This is a genomic window from Oceanobacillus sp. M60 (assembly GCF_053839645.1).
Map to the genome: position 1 here is coordinate 547,926 of NZ_JBSSNH010000002.1, position 20,772 is coordinate 568,697.

At 37.6% G+C, this 20,772-nt stretch carries 19 protein-coding genes; 8 read left to right on the forward strand and 11 right to left on the reverse strand.

The features are described from left to right. Positions 1-373: 373 nt before the first annotated feature. Positions 374-610, reverse strand: coding sequence for an IDEAL domain-containing protein (locus tag ACW0TQ_RS06855; RefSeq protein ID WP_042534671.1), 237 nt, complete (start codon positions 608-610; stop codon positions 374-376). Positions 611-939: 329 nt separating this feature from the next. On the opposite strand from ACW0TQ_RS06855, the gene ACW0TQ_RS06860 reads away from it, so the two are divergent. The 3 genes from ACW0TQ_RS06860 to nhaC all read left to right on the forward strand — a co-directional run bounded on the left by ACW0TQ_RS06860 (position 940) and on the right by nhaC (position 5,233). Next, positions 940-1,821, forward strand: coding sequence for a cation diffusion facilitator family transporter (locus tag ACW0TQ_RS06860; RefSeq protein ID WP_455725437.1), 882 nt, complete (start codon positions 940-942; stop codon positions 1,819-1,821). 510 nt (positions 1,822-2,331) lie between these two features. Continuing rightward, the gene (gene ftsW / locus ACW0TQ_RS06865; RefSeq protein ID WP_193064756.1) at positions 2,332-3,435 is read left to right on the forward strand and encodes a putative lipid II flippase FtsW; all 1,104 of its coding nucleotides are present in this window, start codon (positions 2,332-2,334) and stop codon (positions 3,433-3,435) included. A gap of 433 nt (positions 3,436-3,868) precedes the next feature. Beyond that, positions 3,869-5,233 (forward strand): Na+/H+ antiporter NhaC, encoded by a 1,365-nt coding sequence (gene nhaC / locus ACW0TQ_RS06870; protein WP_193064755.1) that lies wholly within the window; start codon positions 3,869-3,871, stop codon positions 5,231-5,233. Positions 5,234-5,290: 57 nt separating this feature from the next. Here the strand turns inward: nhaC and map are convergent, their stop codons facing one another. Next, positions 5,291-6,043: a type I methionyl aminopeptidase gene (gene map, locus ACW0TQ_RS06875; protein ID WP_042534677.1), complete on the reverse strand. Its 753-nt coding sequence runs from the start codon at positions 6,041-6,043 to the stop codon at positions 5,291-5,293. Between the two features lie 349 nt (positions 6,044-6,392). Between map and ACW0TQ_RS06880 the strand changes: the two genes are divergently transcribed. Both ACW0TQ_RS06880 and ACW0TQ_RS06885 read left to right on the forward strand, forming a co-directional pair. Beyond that, entirely contained in the window at positions 6,393-7,118 is a 726-nt protein-coding gene (locus tag ACW0TQ_RS06880) for an ABC transporter ATP-binding protein (protein WP_042534678.1), read from the forward strand. Further along, positions 7,108-8,748, forward strand: a complete 1,641-nt coding sequence (locus ACW0TQ_RS06885; protein ID WP_042534679.1) for a putative ABC transporter permease subunit — start codon at positions 7,108-7,110, stop codon at positions 8,746-8,748. Before ACW0TQ_RS06880 ends, ACW0TQ_RS06885 begins: the two co-directional genes overlap by 11 nt. Positions 8,749-8,909: 161 nt before the next feature. Here the strand turns inward: ACW0TQ_RS06885 and ACW0TQ_RS06890 are convergent, their stop codons facing one another. The 3 genes from ACW0TQ_RS06890 to sirA all read right to left on the reverse strand — a co-directional run bounded on the left by ACW0TQ_RS06890 (position 8,910) and on the right by sirA (position 10,084). Continuing rightward, positions 8,910-9,056, reverse strand: a complete 147-nt coding sequence (locus ACW0TQ_RS06890; RefSeq protein ID WP_084612989.1) for a YjcZ family sporulation protein — start codon at positions 9,054-9,056, stop codon at positions 8,910-8,912. Positions 9,057-9,350: 294 nt separating this feature from the next. Continuing rightward, a complete protein-coding gene (locus ACW0TQ_RS06895; RefSeq protein ID WP_042534680.1) occupies positions 9,351-9,578 on the reverse strand; it encodes a YneF family protein in 228 nt (75 codons plus the stop codon). A 47-nt stretch (positions 9,579-9,625) separates the two neighbouring features. Continuing rightward, the gene (sirA, locus tag ACW0TQ_RS06900; RefSeq protein ID WP_042534681.1) at positions 9,626-10,084 is read right to left on the reverse strand and encodes a sporulation inhibitor of replication protein SirA; all 459 of its coding nucleotides are present in this window, start codon (positions 10,082-10,084) and stop codon (positions 9,626-9,628) included. 492 nt (positions 10,085-10,576) lie between these two features. Here sirA and ACW0TQ_RS06905 point away from each other — a divergent pair, with 492 nt between their 5' ends. Continuing rightward, on the forward strand, positions 10,577-11,608 hold the full coding sequence (locus ACW0TQ_RS06905) for a hypothetical protein (RefSeq protein WP_455725438.1): 1,032 nt from the start codon (positions 10,577-10,579) through the stop codon (positions 11,606-11,608). Between the two features lie 65 nt (positions 11,609-11,673). Here the strand turns inward: ACW0TQ_RS06905 and tkt are convergent, their stop codons facing one another. The 3 genes from tkt to ACW0TQ_RS06920 form a co-directional block, all read right to left on the reverse strand. Continuing rightward, on the reverse strand, positions 11,674-13,674 hold the full coding sequence (gene tkt / locus ACW0TQ_RS06910; protein WP_042534683.1) for a transketolase: 2,001 nt from the start codon (positions 13,672-13,674) through the stop codon (positions 11,674-11,676). A 92-nt stretch (positions 13,675-13,766) separates the two neighbouring features. Continuing rightward, positions 13,767-14,000, reverse strand: coding sequence for a DUF896 domain-containing protein (locus ACW0TQ_RS06915; RefSeq protein WP_042534684.1), 234 nt, complete (start codon positions 13,998-14,000; stop codon positions 13,767-13,769). Positions 14,001-14,065: 65 nt separating this feature from the next. After that, positions 14,066-14,722, reverse strand: a complete 657-nt coding sequence (locus ACW0TQ_RS06920) for a YneB family resolvase-like protein (RefSeq protein ID WP_455725439.1) — start codon at positions 14,720-14,722, stop codon at positions 14,066-14,068. A 389-nt stretch (positions 14,723-15,111) separates the two neighbouring features. On the opposite strand from ACW0TQ_RS06920, the gene lexA reads away from it, so the two are divergent. Beyond that, complete coding sequence (gene lexA / locus ACW0TQ_RS06925; RefSeq protein ID WP_042534686.1) at positions 15,112-15,732, forward strand: transcriptional repressor LexA; 621 nt, start codon at positions 15,112-15,114, stop codon at positions 15,730-15,732. Between the two features lie 211 nt (positions 15,733-15,943). After that, positions 15,944-16,207, forward strand: coding sequence for a hypothetical protein (locus ACW0TQ_RS06930; RefSeq protein ID WP_042534688.1), 264 nt, complete (start codon positions 15,944-15,946; stop codon positions 16,205-16,207). A gap of 271 nt (positions 16,208-16,478) precedes the next feature. Here ACW0TQ_RS06930 and spo0A read toward each other — a convergent pair whose 3' ends face one another. The 3 genes from spo0A to recN form a co-directional block, all read right to left on the reverse strand. Continuing rightward, the gene (spo0A, locus tag ACW0TQ_RS06935; RefSeq protein WP_042534689.1) at positions 16,479-17,261 is read right to left on the reverse strand and encodes a sporulation transcription factor Spo0A; all 783 of its coding nucleotides are present in this window, start codon (positions 17,259-17,261) and stop codon (positions 16,479-16,481) included. Positions 17,262-17,620: 359 nt separating this feature from the next. Beyond that, positions 17,621-18,814: a SpoIVB peptidase gene (spoIVB, locus tag ACW0TQ_RS06940; RefSeq protein ID WP_139089148.1), complete on the reverse strand. Its 1,194-nt coding sequence runs from the start codon at positions 18,812-18,814 to the stop codon at positions 17,621-17,623. 248 nt (positions 18,815-19,062) lie between these two features. Then, positions 19,063-20,757 carry a DNA repair protein RecN gene (gene recN, locus ACW0TQ_RS06945; RefSeq protein ID WP_042534691.1) on the reverse strand — a complete coding sequence of 565 codons (1,695 nt, stop codon included), beginning with the start codon at positions 20,755-20,757 and terminating at the stop codon, positions 19,063-19,065. Positions 20,758-20,772: the final 15 nt, after the last annotated feature.

The window sequence follows — 20,772 nt, forward strand, 5'->3', positions numbered from 1 at the left end:
AGCCTCCTCGGAACAAAACCGCTTCCTCCGGGGTCTTCACCTGTTGCTTTTCCCGCAGTAGTCAACTTCCCTCCGCTCCCATCTAAGAATAAATATGTTTCATTAGCTTTCTTATAAAGAAATAAAGCTAATTCTAGCGACGATTTTGATGGGGCGAGCAATCGCAATGGTTTTCGGTGGGACGAGTAATCGCAGTCCCAGTCCCAGCGGGAAGACCTCGCAGAAAAAAGCAAACTTCTTTTTTTACTCTCGGGGCCTAAGATTACTCACCCCATGAAACCCATTGAATCGACTGCCTTCAACTTTTATAAGGTTTCTTATTCCTAAAAAAAGGTATAGGCGCACTTGGTCTCAGGCACCTATACCTTTATAGTTAATCTTCCCACACATATTGTTTATAAGCTTCACTATATTTTTTAAAATCTACATAATTATTTGTTTCAATGGCTTGATTTATTTCTTCTTCTAAATGAGATTTGTTCCATTTAAATACAAGTTCGTCCAATAATAATTGAGCAGCAAGCTTCTCTTCAAATGCCATTTCTTTTCGTGCTGTTAACGGTTCTCCTACATACTGAAAAAAACGGTATACGACTTTTTCTTGTTTCATGGAAGTTTCCCCCTTAAAGCCTTTTACCCATTATGCACAAACTTTCAATAAATTTCAACTTATAAATATTATCCATTTTTTTCTTATTTATTTTCATCTATGCAAGCGCCTTATTTTCTGAATCATTTTATATATAAAAAGAAACAATAAATACTGCCATAGCAATGATTGTTTCCCAAAGGAAAATATGCTTACAATTCTCAATAACTCTTCCTGTGGTCTGTTATTTTTCTCTAGACCCACCAGTAAGTGATTTGATAGACTATATAAGCTAACTTGAATATGGTATGGAGATATCTAGTTAATTTTAGAATATGGTGGGATTAAAGATGAATAATCATAATGAAAACTTAAAAACCGGGGAAAAAGGAGCTTGGCTCAGCATCATCGCTTATATCTTTTTAGCCATTTTGAAGCTTTATATTGCCTCCATCGGAAATTCAGAAGGGCTGCGCGCTGACGGTTTAAATAACTTTACCGATATTATTGCTTCCGTTGCTGTATTAGTCGGATTAAAAATAGCGGTCAAACCTGCAGATTCCGTCCACCGCTACGGCCATTACCGTGCAGAAAGTATCGCTTCTCTATTTGCCGCTTTTATTATGATGTTTATCGGCCTTCAAGTCATATTTACTGCAGGCCGGACACTTTATGCATCCGATTATGAACAGCCTGATATGCTGACAGCCTGGGTAGCTATATTCGCTGCATTCGTTATGCTGGGTGTCTTCCGTTATAATTTAAAACTGTCCAAAAAAATCGGAAGCAGTGCACTTTATGCCGCAGCAATGGATAATCGTTCAGACGCTTTTGTAAGTATTGGCGTATTTATCGGCATTATCGGAGCCCAATTCGGACTATTTTGGTTAGATCCGATTGTAGCGATATTGGTCGGATTAATCATCTGCAAAACAGCATGGGATATTTTTAAAGATTCTACGGTTACGCTGACAGATGGATTTGATTATAAGAAATTAGATGAAATGAAGGAAGCTATCCGCACCTTTAAAAATGTACGGGAGGTTGTTGATATTAAAGGCCGTATTCACGGCAATCAAGAGCTTTTAGATATAACTATTTTAGTGGATCCCACCTTAAATGTTGTTGACAGCCATGCTATCACAGAGCATATTGAGGAGTATCTTTACAAAGAATACGGAATAAATCACGCATTGATTCATATTGAACCTTATGAAGAAAATAAAAAGTAAACTTCAGAAACAAGATGAACCATTTTCTATATCCTTAGAGAATGGTTCATTTTAATATTTGTATTTTCCTTTTTTATAAAATGAAGCTACATTTGCTCCTCTGTCAAAATAATTTCGTCCAATGTCGATAGCAGGAAAATTTCTCTGTTGTTCCTGTCGTCAAAGTTATCATTCGTTTTTTACCTCTTCTTCCCCCTTCTACCCCTGACAGTGAATACTAACTAATTATGAATCCTCCTTCTAGTTCAAGTAAAGTCCTCATATCACGAACAAGTATTTTCAACCTCCTTTCACGTACTCTATTTATTACAATCCAGGAGAAAAACGCTGCGTAATTTGACGAATTGTCAACACCCCTAGTATATTTAATAGGAATTACCGAAAACCATGATTTTTAAGTATTTCAATAATAATCAGCCTGGCCGGCAATATTCAATTATGGGAGGCAAACATGAACTGTTCTCAAAAAAGAGCATTCATGCATGATTTTTATATAGTTAGGATGAGAATATGCTTTGGGCAAAAGTGAAGAAAATGGACTTTTTGTTAATTGCTGCGGTAGGTATTTTATCAATTTTTGGACTGTTGATGGTATACAGTGCAAGCTTTCCAATTGGACAAATGTACTATGATAGCGGAAATTACTTTTTTGTAAAACAGCTGCAATGGCTCTTAATCGGCATAGCCTTCTTTACCTTGGCTGCGTTAATAAACCCTGCACTATATGCCAGATGGAGTCCCGCGCTTGTAATGCTCTCGTTAATTCTGCTAATAGCTGTTTTAATACCAAATATAGGAGTAGAACGCAACTTCTCCCAGCGCTGGATTGCGATTGGCGGATTTTTATTTCAGCCGTCAGAAGTGGTGAAGATATCCATGGTCATTTACTTTGCCTCGATTTATGCAAAAAAACAGTCGTATATCAACCATTTCGTACATGGCGTCCTGCCTCCGGTCATCATCTTGCTGCTTGTTTTTTTATTCATTTTATCACAGCCTGATTTAGGAGCAGCCGGAATTATTTTGGCCGCTTGCGGAATTATTGTTACATGCAGTGGTGTAAAAAAACGGCATATTTTTTTATTGGGAAGTGTTGCTGCTGTAGGTACGGTTTACTTCGCCCTAAGCTCAGCCTATCGTTTGAATCGTTTGACTTCCTTCAGGCAGCCGTTTGAGGAGTTTTCAGAGAATGGCTACCAGCTTGCAAATTCTTTGCTTGCAATCAATAGCGGCGGATTAATGGGAAACGGAATAGGTAACAGTACACAAAAGCTCGGCTATCTCCCAGAAGCACATACCGATTTTATTATGGCAATTACGATAGAAGAGCTCGGAGCAGCAGGCTTACTGATAGTTCTTGCCTGCTATATGATTATCCTGTTTAGAGGTATCTTCATCGCCAAACAGCTGTCCAATTCCTTTTATCAATTACTGGCAATAGGAATCACTTTTCTGATTATGATTCAGGCAGTGATTAATTTAGGAGCGATTTCTGGTATGTTACCGATAACGGGAGTAACATTACCATTCGTCAGCTATGGAGGCTCTTCCATTATTATAATGATGGTTTGTGCCGGAATTCTTGTGAATTTGTCTGCGAAAAGAGAAAGCTAAGTCAACTTTTGAAAAAGGCATTATGTACACTTATTGTTCTCAAAAAATAGATACGTAAATAGCAATTATTTGAATCTCTTATTGACAATTCAAGTAAATTAATTGTATAGTCATTATTAACAATTCAATCGTTTTGACAGTAAAAGTCCGCAGTAGATTATTATATGACAGTTATTTAGAGACAAGGTGGCTGGTGCAAACCTTGGTATATAATAGTTGAATTACAGGCTTTATTTTAAAACCTGTCACTGAAATCAAGCGGATGTACTTAATGTGCATCAACTAGGGTGGTAACGCGGAGATTTACTTCGTCCCTTTCTATAGGGGCGGAGTTTTTTTATTGGTTTAAAACGATCATGCTGCAGCTTTTTACATTTCTTATAGAAAAATAGGCATATCTTATACATATGCAAAGCCAAGGAGGTAATTAAAAATGAATTCAATTAAAGCAAAACATCACCCTTCATTACTTGTTTCCGTCGTTTTCCTCATCCTGCTTGTGGGGATTATCAGCTTTTTTATGATTGGACTGGAAGCCGCGCCGCATATACCTATCCTTATCGCTATATTTATTTTGGTTGGTTATGGATTATGGAATAAAATCACTTACCAATCTCTGCAAAAGGCGATGGGCTTAGGAGCCGGTTCTGCAATGGGAGCGGTATTCTTATTCTTTGTAATTGGTATTCTAATCAGCAGCTGGATGATAAGCGGAACCATTCCTGTCTTGATGACAACTGGTTTATCTCTTATCTCAACTACATGGTTTTATGCGGTTGTTTTTGCTATTACCGGTATTATTGGTATCTCTTTAGGAAGCTCCCTGACTACTACTGCAACTGTCGGCGTTGCTCTGATAGGAATGGCCGGGGCGATGGACGCTTCTTTGGCGATTACAGCAGGAGCAATTGTTTCCGGAGCTTTCTTTGGTGATAAAATGTCTCCATTATCTGATACAACCAACCTTGCTTCAACGATCGTCGGTGTCGATTTATTTGAACATATTAAACATATTAGTTTAACAACGATTCCTGCATTTATTATTTCGTTTATTGCTTTTGCAATACTATCACCAAGTGGCTCCCATGCCAGCAATAATATTGCACAGTATCAGGAGGCATTACAAGGAACAGGATTGATACATTGGAGTTCCTGGATCCCATTGATAGTATTGATTGGCTGTACAATTTTTAAATTGTCTGCTTTCTTATCTTTATCTATAAGCAGTGTCGTTGCCAGTATCATTGCGATTGCTGTTAATAAATTTCCTTTAAGCGCTATTCCTGCTATCTGGTTTGGCGGCTATACTGGAAATTCTGATTTTGATCCTGTTAATGAATTAATTACAAGAGGCGGTCTGGAAAGCATGTTCTTCACGATCGCCCTTGTACTTCTCGCTTTAAGCTTTGGCGGATTATTGTTTGTTACTGGTATTTTGCCGGCCATTTTAGAAGCACTGCAAAAACGACTTAAAAGAACAAGGTCCATCATCGCTTCCACTGCAGGGACGGCAATTGGGGTGAATGTTTTTATCGGGGAGCAGTATTTATCAATTCTGTTAACCGGCGAAACATTTCAGCAAATTTATGAAAGAGCCGGGCTAACGAAAAAAGCATTATCCCGTACGTTGGAAGATGCAGGAACAGTAATTAATCCGCTTGTTCCCTGGAGCGTATGCGGAGTGTTTATCGCAGATGTCTTAGGCATTCCTGTACTGACCTACCTGCCGTTTGCATTTTTCTGCCTGTTAAGTCCCGTGATTACTATTTTATTTGGAGCCCGAACAGCGAAAAAATAATCGAAAAAATACTCCCTAATGCGAAATTTCATGCTCACACATTAGGGAGTATTTTTATTATTTATCCTGCTCTGTTAAAATAATCGGCTCTTCCTTTGTAACAACGATTTGATGCTCAAACTGGGCGGAGCGTCCTTTATCAACCGTTCTTGCAGTCCAGCCATTATCATCCATCTTGCTGCGCCAGTCGCCTTCATTGATCATTGGCTCAATCGTAATAACCATTCCCTCTTTTAAACGAATGCCTTTATTTGGCAGTCCGTAATGTGGTACATGCGGATCTTCATGAATCGTCGGTCCGATTCCATGGCCGGTAAAATCTCGCACAACAGAAAAACCTTCCGCCTCCGCATACGATTGAATCGCGTGGCCTATGTCACCCAAACGATTGCCGTGCTTTGCCTGAGCAAGACCTTTGTACAATGCTTCCTTCGTTACTTCAATCAGCTTCTGTCCTTTTTCGTCTACATTGCCGACAGCATATGTCCACGCAGAATCAGCCAAGCCTCCATTTAAATTAACAACCATATCAATAGTTACAATATCTCCGTCTTCTAAGGGTCTATCTGTTGGAAAGCCATGACAAATTTCATCATTTAAAGAAGCGCAAATCGCATAAGGATAGCCATTATAGCCTTTTTGCTCCGGCGTTGCTCCATGCTCTTCTAAAAATCTTTCTACAAATGCGTCCAATTCGAGTGTTGTTACGCCCGGTTTAATCCGTTTTGCGATTTCTTTATGTGTGGCTACCAGCAAATCAGCTGCTTCCTGCATTTGCTGAACTTCCCGCTTACTTTTTCTTGTTATCATTCATTCTTCTTCCTTTCTGTCTTCTATATACACGATACTTTATAAGAAATCCATTAAATATTAAATGAGGTTTCATACCCAGAGTCCATTGTAAATTCTAACACAACCTTTCTGAAACGAACAGTATCTTACCTTTGCTTGTATGAGCATTGCTCATTTTTTAAAAAGAAACCATACTGCTGGCTATTATTTGCAAGGTGATAAATCCAATCACCTTCGAAAAGAAAATGCCTTTTATTTCTTAAAGATGGGAAATTAATTTTGTGAAAATGCAGCCGCATGTTACGATAAGTTTATATTTACCTGACAATACAATTTCTAATATAAGTGTAGAAATGGAGGTTTTTGGATGATAGAAATTTCTCGAATCAATAAAAGCTTTGATGGACATCATCATATTATCCAAGATTTATCATTGACCATCCCAGATGGAAAAATCGTCGGCTTTCTTGGACCAAATGGCGCTGGGAAATCTACCACAATCAATATGATGACCGGTATCTTACCCATCGATAAAGGAACAATTACTTTAAATGGCATTGATATTGATAAAGAGCCCTTAAAGGCAAAAGAGATTTTTGGATTTGTTCCAGACCGTTCTGATATTTTTCTGAGGCTAAAAGGCTTGGAATACCTTAATTTTATTGCTGATATTTATCAGGTTCCTGAGGACGTGCGGCAGGAAAAGATAGCCTATTATACAAAACAATTTTCAATCGACCATGCCTTGGGAAATTATATTCAGAGTTACTCTCATGGAATGCGGCAAAAAATAATGGTTACTTCTGTACTGCTGCACGATCCGGATATTTGGATTTTAGACGAACCATTAACTGGTCTGGATCCAAAATCGTCCTATGCTTTAAAACAAATGATGCGGGAGCACGCTGATAAAGGAAATACGGTTTTCTTCTCCAGCCATGGCCTGGAGGTCGTAGAACAGCTCTGTGATGAAGTGGCAATTATTAATCACGGAGAGCTTTTATTTTATGGAACAATTGATGAACTGCAGGCAGAATATCAAACCGACCAATCTCTGGAAAATGTATTTTTGGAGCTAACCAATGATGCGTAATACATGGACAATTACAAAAATAATGTTAAGAATGCAGTATTCTTCAGCAGGCAAACAAAGTAATACATGGATTTATATTATTGTTTCCCTGATTCTTATTCCATTTTTTATTATGCTTATGCAAGGAATACATTCTATGGTTACACATGCTTATCACATGCTGGCTGAAGTAAACCAGGAAAGTATGCTACTCGGTTTGGCATTGCTTTTTATTGCAGCTATCCTGTTTTTTCTTTCATTTATTATGATTTTATCTGCTTTTTATTTTTCTGATGATATTACAGCTTATATTCCACTGCCGGTACATCCTTATCAATTATTGGTTGGCAAAGCAGCAAATCCGCTAATTTATAATTATGGCATTGCAGCACTTTTATTTCTGCCATTTTTATTTATGTATGGAAGTATCAGCAGTGCGCCTATTCTATTTTATGTCTATGGCTTCATTTTGTTTATCATTTTTCCAATTATTCCATTTAGTCTTGTAGCGGTTATCCTGATGTTTATCATGCGTTATGTCAATATCGCCAAAAACAAGGATCGCTCCAAAATCTTTATGGGTATCGGTTCCTTACTATTTGTTATTCTCGTTAACGTACTTGTTCGTCTCAACATGGACGATGCGGCAATGCTTGATACGTTTACGACCTATATGCAGGAGCAAGAAGGTTTACTGCGAATGATAACCATGATCTTTCCACCGGCTTATTTCGGAGCAGGCAGTCTCCATTTTGCGGCTGATTGGTCCGGTCTTCTTTTCCTGCTTGCACTTCTGGCTGTGTTTATCCTTTGTGTTCTCTTATTTATTTGGGCTGGACAGCGATTTTATTTGAAGGGTGTCCGGGGAATGAGTTCGGGAAGCAAAGGAAATTTATCAGCTAAAGCATCTCAAAAATTAACACAGCAGCGTTCAATTTTAAAAACATATCTGCTGAAGGAATTTAAAATGATTTTTCGCACCCCTGCTTTTCTAATGCAGTGTGTCATTCAGGCATTATTTTTCCCGGTATTTATAACGGTGATTCTATTTTTGGATATGGGAAATGATCTGGCAGCACTTGTCTCTGCTGCACCAGAAAAAAATCTTTTTCTGACCTTATTTATGATATCGATTTTTTTATTAAGTACCAATGTTACAGCCTCCACTGCTATTTCCAGAGAAGGAGCAAGCATAAAATTAAATTTATTTTTGCCAATACCATTTCAGCATTTGATAAACGCAAAATTATATGTTGCCTATCTTATGTCTATGCTGCCGTTTTTATTGCTTATTGGTGTCGGCATTTATGTAAACATTCCAATTCATATATTCATTGGCTGGATAGGAATTACCTTGCTGTATAATTGGTTAGCCGTCGTGATTAACTTCTTTATTGATGTCTATCATCCAAAGCTTCACTGGACAGACGAACAGGAATTATTTAAAGGGAGATTCATCCCTTTCTTTATTTCGCTTGGACAAATTGCTCTTTTCGGGATGATAACGATTATTCTTTGGAATATGAATATAACGAATGTTTATCTGATTATGCTTATTTTACTGCTTTCCACGTTCATTGTTACCGATATAGCACACATTTATTTACGTAAAAAAGTATCGTTAAAAACATTGCAAAACCTGGGAAACTAATTGAAAAAAGACGCCCTGGCAATTCATCCGCCAGGACGTCTTCTTGTTTTTCAGCAAATAGGGCATTCGAGCAAAGGCTTGGGCGCCAGTGCATAAGAGATTTTTGAAAGCAGAAGCCCGCTTATCGAAATCCCTTTCACGAATACCAGGTTTTTTAATCATTAACAGTAGTAGCCACCCGTGTAGCACTGGTTGCCGCCGGAGTATGCTGTTCCAATAATAATCAACAAAATAAATAACACAACTAATAACGCAAAGCCCGCTGAGCCAAAGCTTTGACGATTATCACAACATTCTTCTCTACCCATGTGTATATAACCTCCTCTATTCGAACTACTTTAACTTATGCAGCTTCATTCAAATTGGGAAGGCGAATGACTATTTTTTTTGAAAAACTCCCCTTCGTTAAGCTTTACCTGGATGACCATATACTGATTCCAACGTGTCCGCACATCCTATGTATACTGACAAAGCGCTTCTAAACCCGAGCACTTTGATCCTGCACAATTTAAATTTTTACTATGCTGAAAAAAATTTTGACCAATAAGAAAAACCACCTTCTAAAAAGTGGTTTTAGTGCTTGTCCATAAAATAATTATCAATTATTTCCCAGACTGATTCTGATTATTCATCGCCCGCATCATTTGATTAATTTTCTTCTGTGACGGCTTCTGGCCCATTTGCATCATCAATGTACGAAGCATTTGCTCATTTATTGGCGGATTCTTTTTCAAGTAGTTCATCATATATTTTCTAGCAATGAAAAATCCAAGAGCAACACCAGCAATTAAAGCTGCAATTGCAATTAATACTACCCATATCGTACTCATGTTACAAAATTTCCTCCTTCGTGTTGTCTCTAATACAGTATATTAGATTAGAGGAAATTATACAACACTTGACTTTCATCATTGAGCTCTTTTATAGATTTAGGAGAAATCCATCCATATTGTGGTGTATCTTTTCCTTGGACAAAGAAATAAGGATGAATATCTTCTAATATAGGAAAAAGCAGTGATACCGCAACGGCTAAATGGCGACACCTTAAAATCAATTCCCCATTTTCAATATATAAGCAGAGTGATTCTTCTCCTTTTTTTACAAGCACTCTATTTCCAATTCGTTTCACATAAATATCCGGCGAAGAAAACGTCTTTAAATGCATAGCAAACTTGTAAAAATGGATTTTTCGAGTGATAAATCGAAATTGCTTTCTAATTATTACTTCGTCCTCTTTTTCAGCACATTCTAAAAAGAAACGATGTAATAAATCACTTTTATGATAATAATTTTTTGCTACATTTTCTTCTATCCAATAAATTGCGTATTCATTCATCACGTATTCCCCCTTTGACTATCATTATAGAGGAATCTATTTCCGAAAGTTGTCATAATAGTGTGCAAAGAACAACTTCTTTTGTCGAAACAATAAAGAAAACTTGGCGTCTACTTTTCTCTTTCAGGAATTTAAGAGAAGTCTGTCAATCTGCTGATTTTTGATTTCTGCTTTCCCCTACTTGAATTTCTTTTGAAACATTTTTTCCATATCATCATTGATACAATTATCATATCAAATAATTATGTTATACTATCAAGGCTCTTCACCAAAATCAATGGTTGATATTAATGAATAGATATCAGTAAAGAGACTAATTAGCGCAGTATTTTTCCGTAGCGGTTACCACTATCAATTTAACTACTGTCTGTCAACCATTGATTTTGGTATTGATCCACTATCAAACAACCAATTACATTCACCAAAAATGGGAAGCAGCATAAATTAATTAAACAAAAGCCCAAAATTTCAAATCAAAAAGGAAGTGTCTTCTTGAGAAATTATTATTATGTTACGGCAAATACAGCGGTGGGATTTGTGAATTTACTGCCTTCCAATTTAGAACGTATACAGCAAATCTTTCGTTTAAAACACTCTTCTCAAACGGTGAAAGCAAAAATTTTAAAAGATATAATCACAAAATATGAAGCTACCTATGAAGTAGAAGTGTTAAAAAGTGCGTTGGGTGAACATTATTTGGATGGTGTGGTTATACCTGAAAAGAGACTCGCTTTTTTAAATGATTCCATTATACCAGATGATATGCGTGAAGGAATCGAACTGGATTTAAATCGATTTACACAAGACATTTCGGTAAGAAAAGAGAAACTAGAAGAAAAATTCATTCACTACACAGAAAAAGCATATAAACATTTGGAAACAGGGTTACGCATACATGATGATCTGGAAGAGATCTATATTAAAGAAATGAACTTTAAGCGGGCGAATGAAATTGCCGATACGTTTATTCAAGAAGTCTTAGAAGGACAATCGAGGAAGGATCAAGATGGCCACGAGTATCACCGCCTTTTTGGTACCACAACTGTAGATGGTCCGGTCAATGTCGTCCCTCATATTACAGAAAAACTATCCTGCGTTTTTTATGTAAAAGGGAGAGCTGGAACAGGCAAGTCAACATTTATGAAAAAAGTAGCGAGTGCTTGTATTGAATATGGTTATGATACTGAAATTTATCATTGTAGTTTTGATCCAAATAGTATTGATATGGTATTAGTTCCAGATTTGGATTTTTGTATATTTGACAGTACTGATCCCCATGAATTTTTCCCAACTAGAGAAGGGGAAGTAGTTATTGATTTATACGAAGAAACCGTCACGCCTGGAACAGATGAGAAATATGCTGGTGAAATTAACAAAATAAATAACCATTATAAATCCTATATGAAAAAAAGCGTTGCAGAGCTGAAAAAGGCTGGAAAATATTTGGAAACTATAGAGCAACAGTTTTCCTGCACCGAACAAGAACGGAAAGAAATCATCCATTTTATCGAGCAACAATTATAATAGATACGAAAGAAGAGAGATGCTAGCATCTCTCTTCCTCATGACATAAAATATTTAAATATTCCTTATTTCGTCACTTCTTCTACTAATTGAACAACGTTATCTACTGTAAAACCAAATTTCTCAATCAATAAATCGCCATTCGCAGAAGCACCAAAACGGTCAATTGTGAGTGTTTTTCCTTCAAAGCCTACATAACGGTCCCATCCGAATGACGCAGCCATTTCAATCCCGACTCTGGCTGTGACTTCTTTTGGAAGTACTTCGTTTTTATATGCTTCATCCTGCGCTTCAAAGCGATCCCATGAAGGCATACTTACTACCTGTGCATCGACACCTTTTTCCTTCAATGCTTCCTGTGCTGCAACTGCCAGTTGAACCTCGGAACCGGTAGCTAAAAGAAGCGCATCCGGTGTTTCTTTTTCGGATTTACTTACAATGTACGCACCTTTTTTAACCCCTTCATAGGCTAATTCTGCGGTATTTGCTAAGGTAGGCAGGTTTTGACGTGTCAATACAAGCGCTGTCGGCTGATCTGTTGATTCCAAAGCTAAGCGCCATGCTGCCTGTACCTCATTCGCATCCGCTGGACGGATTAATGAAAGATGAGGCATCGCACGTAAAGCAGCTAATTGCTCCACAGGCTCATGGGTCGGACCGTCTTCCCCGACTGCAATCGAATCATGCGTAAACACATACGTTACCGGCATATTCATAATCGACGCCAGACGAATGGATGGACGTAAATAGTCACTGAAGACAAAGAAGGTTCCACCGAAGACATGAAGTCCTCCGTGAAGCGCCATTCCATTTAAAGCAGCACCCATTGCATGTTCACGTACACCAAACCAGATATTACGTCCGGCATAATCTGCCTTGGTAAAGTCCGCTTCGTCATTGATTGTTGTTTTGTTCGAACCGGCAAGGTCGGCACTTCCGCCAAAGAAATTCGGAACGGATTTAGCTACAGCGTTTAATACTTCCCCGGAGGACGCACGTGTAGCAAATTTAGATCCTTCTTCAAATACAGGAAGATTTTCATGCCAGTTTTCAGGAAGCTCTCCTTTTAAAGCAAGCTCGAACTGTTTTCCTAATTCCGGATAGGCTTCTTGATAAGCAGCAACCAGCTCGTCCCATGCTGCTTCTTTTTCGGAACCGTCATTCACGATTTTTTCTTTAAAGTCAGCATATACTTCCTCCGGCACATAGAAATCTTCATGCGTCCATTTATAGGCTTCTTTAGTCAGTTTCACTTCATCTGCCCCAAGCGGTGCGCCATGGGAAGCACTGGAAGCAGATTTATTTGGAGAACCATAACCGATAACTGTTTTTACTTCAATCAATGTCGGCTGGTCCTGGTTTTGCTGTGCTTCTTTGATTGCCTGGCGAATGGCGTTGACATCATTGCCGTCTTCCACCCGCAATACCTGCCAGCCATATGCTTTAAAGCGTTGTTCCGTATTCTCAGAGAAAGAACGGTCTAAATCGCCGTCTAATGAAATATCATTGGAATCATACAAAGCAATCAGTTTACCTAAGCCCATATGGCCGGCTAACGATGCAGCTTCATGCGAGATTCCTTCCATTAAGTCTCCGTCACTGACAATCGCGTATGTATAATGATCGACCACATTATACTTTTCTTTATTATACACAGCACCTAAGTGTGCTTCCGCCATTGCCATTCCTACTGACATCGCAATGCCTTGTCCCAATGGACCCGTTGTTGCTTCTACACCATCCGTATGATGCACTTCCGGATGTCCCGGTGTTTTCGAATCCCATTGGCGGAATCCTTTTAAATCATCGATAGATACATTATAGCCTGATAAGTGTAACAGACTGTACAGCAGCATGGAACCATGACCTGCAGACAATACAAAACGGTCACGATTGAACCATTTGGAATGCTTTGGATTGTGATTCATAAAATCTGTCCAGAGTGTATACGCCATCGGTGCCGCACCCATCGGTAATCCCGGATGCCCGGAGTTTGCTTTTTCAATTGCATCGATGGAGAGCGTGCGAATGGTATTGATGGATAGTTCCTCAACTTGTTGTGTCATTGTTTTTCTCCTTCCACTTCAAAACATATTCTGTTTCTTCCTCTATTTTATAATGAAATCCGATACGATACAAGCTAAGTTAATATGATGTATCAGTGTTTCTTATTACGTTCCTGGTAATCACGAAGCTTTTGCGGGGTCACATCATTCCCGGCCGGGTCAATGACTGTCATCCCTTTTAGATGATTTTTAAAAGAACCCCGTACATTTGCCAGGTATTCTTTTCGAAGATTTTGCTGTTCTGTTTTTTCTTCTTCTGTTAAGCCTTCACTTTTCGCTTTATTAGCTAACATATTTATTCTATTTAATTTATCTTTAGACAACATAGCTTGTCCCTCCTTCGATTAAAAAAACAGGAGTTAAAATAACCTTCCTGTTTCTTTATCTTACGTCACGATTCACTTTCATTCAAGGAATTGATATATTCCTGGTAGCGGCGATGGATGGTTGCCTTTGATGCATGAAATCCAAGTCCTTTTAAAACTGTTGTGATTTCTTGAAACGTTAATTTATTCTGCCGCAGCCGCACAATCTCTTCCATCGGAATTTCAGCGCGTTCTCTTCCCGGGGATTGATTGATATGATGTAAATTTTCTTGAGGGTTATACCCATTTGATACAGCACGTCGCATTCCCCTTTTTATTTTCATATTATGTAGTTTACGCTGATATTCTTCCACTATACCGACGATGTTCAACACCATCGAATCCGCTTCATTCAGCTCAAGTTCTCCTTCATGGGTAACCGTGTAAATGGGGATATTAATTTTCCGGAGCTGATGAAATAAAGCAATTTTTGTATTTCCTCTTCCAAGCCTTGTTTCATCTTGAATACAAAGACAATCAGCTTCTTGATGAGAAAAATAAGCAAGAAGCTTAAATATGCCATCTCTATCAATGTCATAGCCGCTGGCCTTCTCCTGAATACAATCCACAACCGTAAAATTTAATTTATCGGCCAGCGCAGATAACTCTTCATATTGTCTTTGAAGTGATGTTTCTTGTGTTTCTTTTTCTGTACTTACCCGACAATAAATAATCGTTCTCAATGTTTTATCCTCCAATAATAAACCGCTCTTTTTCAACTTTTCGGTGACAATTCTTTACAGAATCTGTCTTACCAGCATATTTGCTCTCTACAAAATAAGCAAGGAAATCAGTCGTCTGGTCAATCACTTAAATTGTAACCATCATCGTATATAAAAATATTAACGCAATAATAAAAGCTACAATATAAAAAGCATCAGACTTCATCAGTTTTTCAAACATATTAAAACTCCCCTTCGATATTTTATCTGGTTCCGGAACAGTTGTTCTTACTATAGTATATTCAGAACAACTGTTCCTGTCAATACTTTTTTAGAACATTTGTTTGTAAATTGATTCATTCAATGCTATACTATGAATAACAAATACCTATGCTAGAGGGGAGTAAGTCATGACAAAACTATCAAAAAGACAGCAGATGATTTTTGACTTTATTAAAGATCAAGTAGAGCAGAAGGGCTATCCGCCTTCCGTACGTGAAATTGCAGTAGCTGTCGGGTTAGCTTCAAGCTCTACTGTTCACGGTCATTTAGAAAGATTAGAAAACAAAGGATATATTCGGAGAGACCCGACCAAACCTCGTGCCATCGAGATCATATATAATAATGAGAATGATGCGCCTAAGGATAAGGCCATTTATGTACCTGTAATAGGGAAGGTAACAGCCGGAATCCCGATTACTGCGATTGAAAATGTGGAAGAGTTTATTCCCGTTCCCAGCTCTTCTGCCGGACCGGAGGATAATCTGTTTGTACTTGTCATTGATGGAGACAGTATGATTGAAGCAGGCATCCTCGACAAAGATATGGTTATCGTAAAACAGCAAAGCTCTGCGGATAATGGAGATATCGTTGTAGCAATGACGGATGAAAATGAAGCGACTGTCAAACGTTTTTTTAAAGAAAAGACCCGTTTCCGCCTCCAGCCCGAAAATGCAACGATGGAACCTCTCTATTACGAAAACGTATCTATTCTCGGCAAGGTAATCGGCTTATACCGTCATATCCACTAAAAGGAATGTGCTTTAGAGCAGGAGCATGCGGGCAGTATAAGCTGCACATAGCAGAAACGTTAGAACATCCTCTATAGGTGATTTTATCGGCCAGTCAAAAAAGGTTAACGGGCACATTTGTCAGATGTGCCTGTTAACCTTTTTTCTAGTATAAAATTAATCCATTCATAATATGCTTAATATAAAGTACAAGTATAAGGAGTGTATAAAATTGACTGAAACGTTAAAAAAGAAACGCTGGCTTTATCTTCCAATCACCATTATCAGCTTTATTCTGGGAATTATCTATTTAACAAAGGTTGCAGATTATTTAACACTGCCATTTTTATCAGCTCTTCTCATCATTGTCACTTTTTTAGAAGTTTACCCGGACAAGAACTATTTTTCCAAAAAGAATTTGATAAAAATCATTTCTGCTCTTGTGATTATTGCTCTTGCACTTTGGTACCAGGTTGCTGTTTTTATTCTTGGATAAGTGAATAAAGCATATACACAGCCTTTCATTTTATAAAAAGAAAACCGTTCTAATCAAAAAATAAGTAATGTCCCAACTTTTTAGAATATTTATTAAAAACACAAATTTTGCAATTTACTTATAACAAATAAAATTGTACAACTCTTTTCTTCATAAATGGCTGTACTGCTTCCTGTTTATTGGATGCATCGGCAGGTTTTATATAATTTCCTTCTGTGACAATACGGGTTGCTAGTTATTTAAAGCTTTTTGTCAATACTTGCAGGCCATATTACGATACCTTATGCTCCAATCGTAATCGGTCAGCTACCATCGCAATAAATTCAGAATTCGTCGGTTTTGCTTTAGAAATATTGATGGTGTAACCAAATAATGCTGAAATGGAATCAATATTCCCTCTGCTCCAAGCTACCTCTATTGCATGGCGAATTGCTCTTTCTACACGGGAAGCAGTTGTATTGAATTTTTTGGCGATATCCGGATAAAGCACTTTTGTGATGGACCCCAAAAGGTCAATATCATTATAAACCATAGTAATTGCTTCTCTTAAGTACATATATCCTTTAATATGCGCAGGCACGCCTATTTCATGAATAATATTGGTTATATTCGCTTCCAGGTCCTGCTTTTTCTTACTTTCAATATTTGTTTTCGTCACATTTGATACTCTGGAAACCGCACTTCCCTGAACCTGCAGAATTTGATCAGCCAGATTCTGTATGTCAAACGGCTTCAGGATAAAATAAGAAGCTCCTAAATCAACTGCCTTCTTCATCACTTCTTCCTGACCAAATGCAGTCAACATAATAATATGTGGTTTTTTAGTTAATTCCATTTTTTTAATTTCATTTAAAACAGCTATTCCATCCATATGCGGCATAATAATATCTAATACCAGCACATCCGGTGTTTTCTCTTCAATCAACGGGAGGCAGTCCCTTCCGTTTAATGCTGTTCCGACAATTTCAATTTCTTCCTGTTCCCCAAAAAAGTCCTCCATTAATTGTATTAACTCACGATTATCATCAACAAAACACACAGATATTTTACTCACTAAAAAATCCTCCTTTTGCTTTTTATGCACCTATATCATATTCTACAAAAAACATAAATATCCTCTTTAAAATCAAAAAACTTTTGATTTATTTCGATTTTCTCAAGTATTCTTCGTTTTTCTCTTTTTTTCACCAACTTTCGACACAATTTTCAACGTATTATTGTATCCGTTTTCATTATATCAGATAGTAGTTGGAAATAAAATGCATATTTCCAATAAACATACTATATTTTAATGATTATTTAAAAACTAAAAAATGTCTATAATAGCAAACGCTACTACAGACATTTTTAATTATTGATTTATTATTTTATTCTGTTAGGGAAAAGAAAGCTTAACCGGAATGACAGCAGCTGCTACGCTGCAGCTTCATTCAAATCAGATTGAATAATATCTGCATCTTCAAGCATCCATTCGATATGAACACCGTATCCCGAGGTAGGATCATTTACAAACACATGTGTTACTGCACCGATAACCTTGTCATTTTGAATAATAGGGCTTCCGCTCATTCCCTGAACAATTCCGCCAGTTAATTCTAATAATCGCGGATCGGTAATTTGAATAACCATTCCCTTTGTAGATGCTGATTTTTGAGGAACACTGCTGATAATTTCAATGTCAAATTCTTCAATCTTCTCTCCATCCACTACAGTAAGAATTTTTGCAGGCCCTTCTTTGACTTCATGGGATAGTGCGACAGGAAAGGTTTCATCATATTTTTCATGATTTACCTCCTTTTCTAATACCCCAAATATTCCATAATCCGTATTTTTCGTGATATTACCAATTCTTTTTTCTTGCGTTTGAAAGGAAGCTTGTTTTTCTCCCGGTAAACCATTATCACCCTTTTCAATTGCAGTTACAGAAGAATGGATAATGGATCCCTGCTTGATGTCAATCGGTTTCTTCGTATCCATATCCGAAATAACATGTCCTAACGCGCCATATTTCCCTGTTTCCGGCTCGTAAAATGTCATTGTTCCAATACCTGCTGCTGTATCTCTGATATATAAACCAATTTTGTAAGCATTTTCTTTTTTGTCGAAAATCGGCTGCAGGTTTGTTTCAATATACTTATCTCCGCGTTTCAGCTTGATTTGCATTTTTTTATTTTCCTTACCGCTGTGATCAACAATCGGTTTAATGTCTGTCATATGATTGATCTTTTGACCATTTATTTCAACAATTGTATCACCAATATTTATTTTAGCGGCTTCTCCCGGAGACTTTACTCCTTCAGACATTTTCACTTGATGATGACCGACAACCAGTACACCTTTCGTTTCTAACTGCACTCCAATGGATTGTCCTCCCGGTACTACTCTTACATCCTCCAGACGTTGATGCTGCCCCTGATTATCCTCTTTATTCGTATGCTCTTCATTATTGAAAAAAGGAAGGATAGGATAGTCTTGAAAAACCTCTTTATACCCTTGCATGGAAGTATCTGCGTGGATAAAGGAAGGGGAAATAAAAAACAATATAAAAGCAAGCGATAATAGCGAGCTGATTTTATATGTCCATCTGATTTTGTTTGTTTTGCTCATAAATCGTCTCCTCCTCATACAAAAAATATTATCTTTCTGTACATATACTTTTTGCAGTTGGAGGGCAGTTTAAACTGGAACAACCTATGTGATATGTGTATCTTTTCCTCTAAAAATATAGATAAACGGACGTATAGTGTTGTTATTCTTAAGATGCAAAAGGACATGTGATTAACGAAATTTGTAAGTACAGGAAAAAGAAAAAACCGGTACAGTTATTGTCCGATTTTTTTAACGTTTTTATCCCTTTAATTTGATTTTTTAAAACGATCTGCCAATGTTAACATTTCTTTCGCATGTTCTTTTGCTGTATCTGTTAATTTTGTTCCAGTAATCATCCGGCTTAATTCCTCAATCAGTTCCGTATTATTTAATTCAATAACAGAAGTAAAAGTGCGATTTTCCTTTTCCTTTTTCTGAATAAATTTATGCGTATCTGCCATAGCAGCGACCTGCGGAAGATGTGTAATACACAGAACCTGTGATTCCAGCGATATTTCATGGATTTTTTCAGCAATTGCCTGTGCGACTCTTCCGCTGACTCCGGTGTCCACTTCATCAAAAATAACACTCGTAATGCCCTGATGCTTTGAGAAAATCTTCTTCAAAGCAAGCATGATTCTTGATAATTCTCCTCCTGAAGCTATTTTTGTGAGGTCTTTTAAAGGCTCGCCGACATTGGTGGAAATGCGGAAAAGTATTTTATCATAGCCGTTTGATTTCAGCTTCCGCTGCGTTGAATCCTCAAAATCAATGGAAAAGGTCGTCTTTTCTAAATAGAGGTCTTTTAATTCCCGGTGGATATCGTTCGTTAATGTTTCCGCGGCTTGTTTTCGTAAGTGATGAAGCTGATCTGCTTCTAATAAAGCATCCTTTTCAACCTCATCAATTTCTGTTACAAGTGTATTTAAATGCGTTTCCCGATTTGTAATCTGTTCGATTTCTTCTTCAACGCGTCCTAAGTAGTCTAACATTTCTTCCACCGTTGGACCGTATTTACGCTTTAATCTGTTCAATTCATCCATCCGCTGTTCAATCTCATTCAGGCGCTCCGGATTAAATTGCAGCTGGTCAAGATAATTGCGAATATCATACGTGAGTTCTTCCAGCATATAATAATGATTAGATATACTGTCCAATTTTTCAGCAATAAAAGGATCTAAATCTGCTCCGTCCTGTAAAGCTGATTGTGCGTGGCTGACTAATTCTAATCCATGCTGCTCTCCATATAAAGAAAAATAAGCATCCGAAAGAGATTGATGTATCCTTTCATAATTTGCAAGCTGATTGCGCTCTTCTTCAAGCGCCGTATCCTCATTCGGGATAAGCTGTGCTTCTGTTAATTCCTGCTGTTGGAATTGGAGCAGATCCAGGCGCTGTGCCATCTCCTGCTCATTGTCATTCAGGCTGCGGTACTTTTTCTTCAGATTTTCCAGACGGTTATAAATATCCTGATAATCCTTTTTTGCTTCCTTCATGTCATCTCCAAGATAGAGATCTAAAAAATCAATATGCTGCTCATTATCCATCAGCGATTGCGTCTCGTGCTGACTATGGATATCAATCAATGTTTTTCCAAATTCCCGGAGAATAGCCAGTGTCACTAATTTACTATTTACACGGCAGATGCTTTTTCCAGAGGAGGTTATGGTCCGCTGAAGTACAATTTGTTCATCACTGATTTCAATCCCATATGCTTTTCCTACTTGGTAAATAGGGTGCTTTTCGTGATCGATGAAAAATAATCCTTCAATCTCCGCTTTATTCGATTCATGTCGAACAAAGTCTACAGAACCTCTTGCTCCGGCTAATAATTGGATAGCATCAATGATAATCGATTTTCCTGCACCAGTCTCCCCCGTCAAAACAGTAAGGCCTTCTTGAAAGTTTAAGGATAATTCTTCAATAATCGCAAAGTTTTTTATAGATAATTCAGTTAACATGCTGCCTCACCCCGA

Bases quoted from the DNA above. Each gene is read 5' to 3' on its own strand.
- ACW0TQ_RS06890 (WP_084612989.1), bottom strand. From the start codon at position 9,056: ATGGGTAGAGAAGAATGTTGTGATAATCGTCAAAGCTTTGGCTCAGCG.
- ACW0TQ_RS06915 (WP_042534684.1), bottom strand. From the start codon at position 14,000: ATGTTGTCTAAAGATAAATTAAATAGAATAAATATGTTAGCTAATAAA.
- nhaC (WP_193064755.1), top strand. From the start codon at position 3,869: ATGAATTCAATTAAAGCAAAACATCACCCTTCATTACTTGTTTCCGTC.
- tkt (WP_042534683.1), bottom strand. From the start codon at position 13,674: ATGACACAACAAGTTGAGGAACTATCCATCAATACCATTCGCACGCTC.
- lexA (WP_042534686.1), top strand. From the start codon at position 15,112: ATGACAAAACTATCAAAAAGACAGCAGATGATTTTTGACTTTATTAAA.
- ACW0TQ_RS06895 (WP_042534680.1), bottom strand. From the start codon at position 9,578: ATGAGTACGATATGGGTAGTATTAATTGCAATTGCAGCTTTAATTGCT.
- ACW0TQ_RS06860 (WP_455725437.1), top strand. From the start codon at position 940: ATGAATAATCATAATGAAAACTTAAAAACCGGGGAAAAAGGAGCTTGG.
- ACW0TQ_RS06855 (WP_042534671.1), bottom strand. From the start codon at position 610: ATGAAACAAGAAAAAGTCGTATACCGTTTTTTTCAGTATGTAGGAGAA.
- ACW0TQ_RS06885 (WP_042534679.1), top strand. From the start codon at position 7,108: ATGATGCGTAATACATGGACAATTACAAAAATAATGTTAAGAATGCAG.
- ACW0TQ_RS06880 (WP_042534678.1), top strand. From the start codon at position 6,393: ATGATAGAAATTTCTCGAATCAATAAAAGCTTTGATGGACATCATCAT.
- recN (WP_042534691.1), bottom strand. From the start codon at position 20,757: ATGTTAACTGAATTATCTATAAAAAACTTTGCGATTATTGAAGAATTA.
- spoIVB (WP_139089148.1), bottom strand. From the start codon at position 18,814: ATGAGCAAAACAAACAAAATCAGATGGACATATAAAATCAGCTCGCTA.
- map (WP_042534677.1), bottom strand. From the start codon at position 6,043: ATGATAACAAGAAAAAGTAAGCGGGAAGTTCAGCAAATGCAGGAAGCA.
- sirA (WP_042534681.1), bottom strand. From the start codon at position 10,084: ATGAATGAATACGCAATTTATTGGATAGAAGAAAATGTAGCAAAAAAT.
- ftsW (WP_193064756.1), top strand. From the start codon at position 2,332: ATGCTTTGGGCAAAAGTGAAGAAAATGGACTTTTTGTTAATTGCTGCG.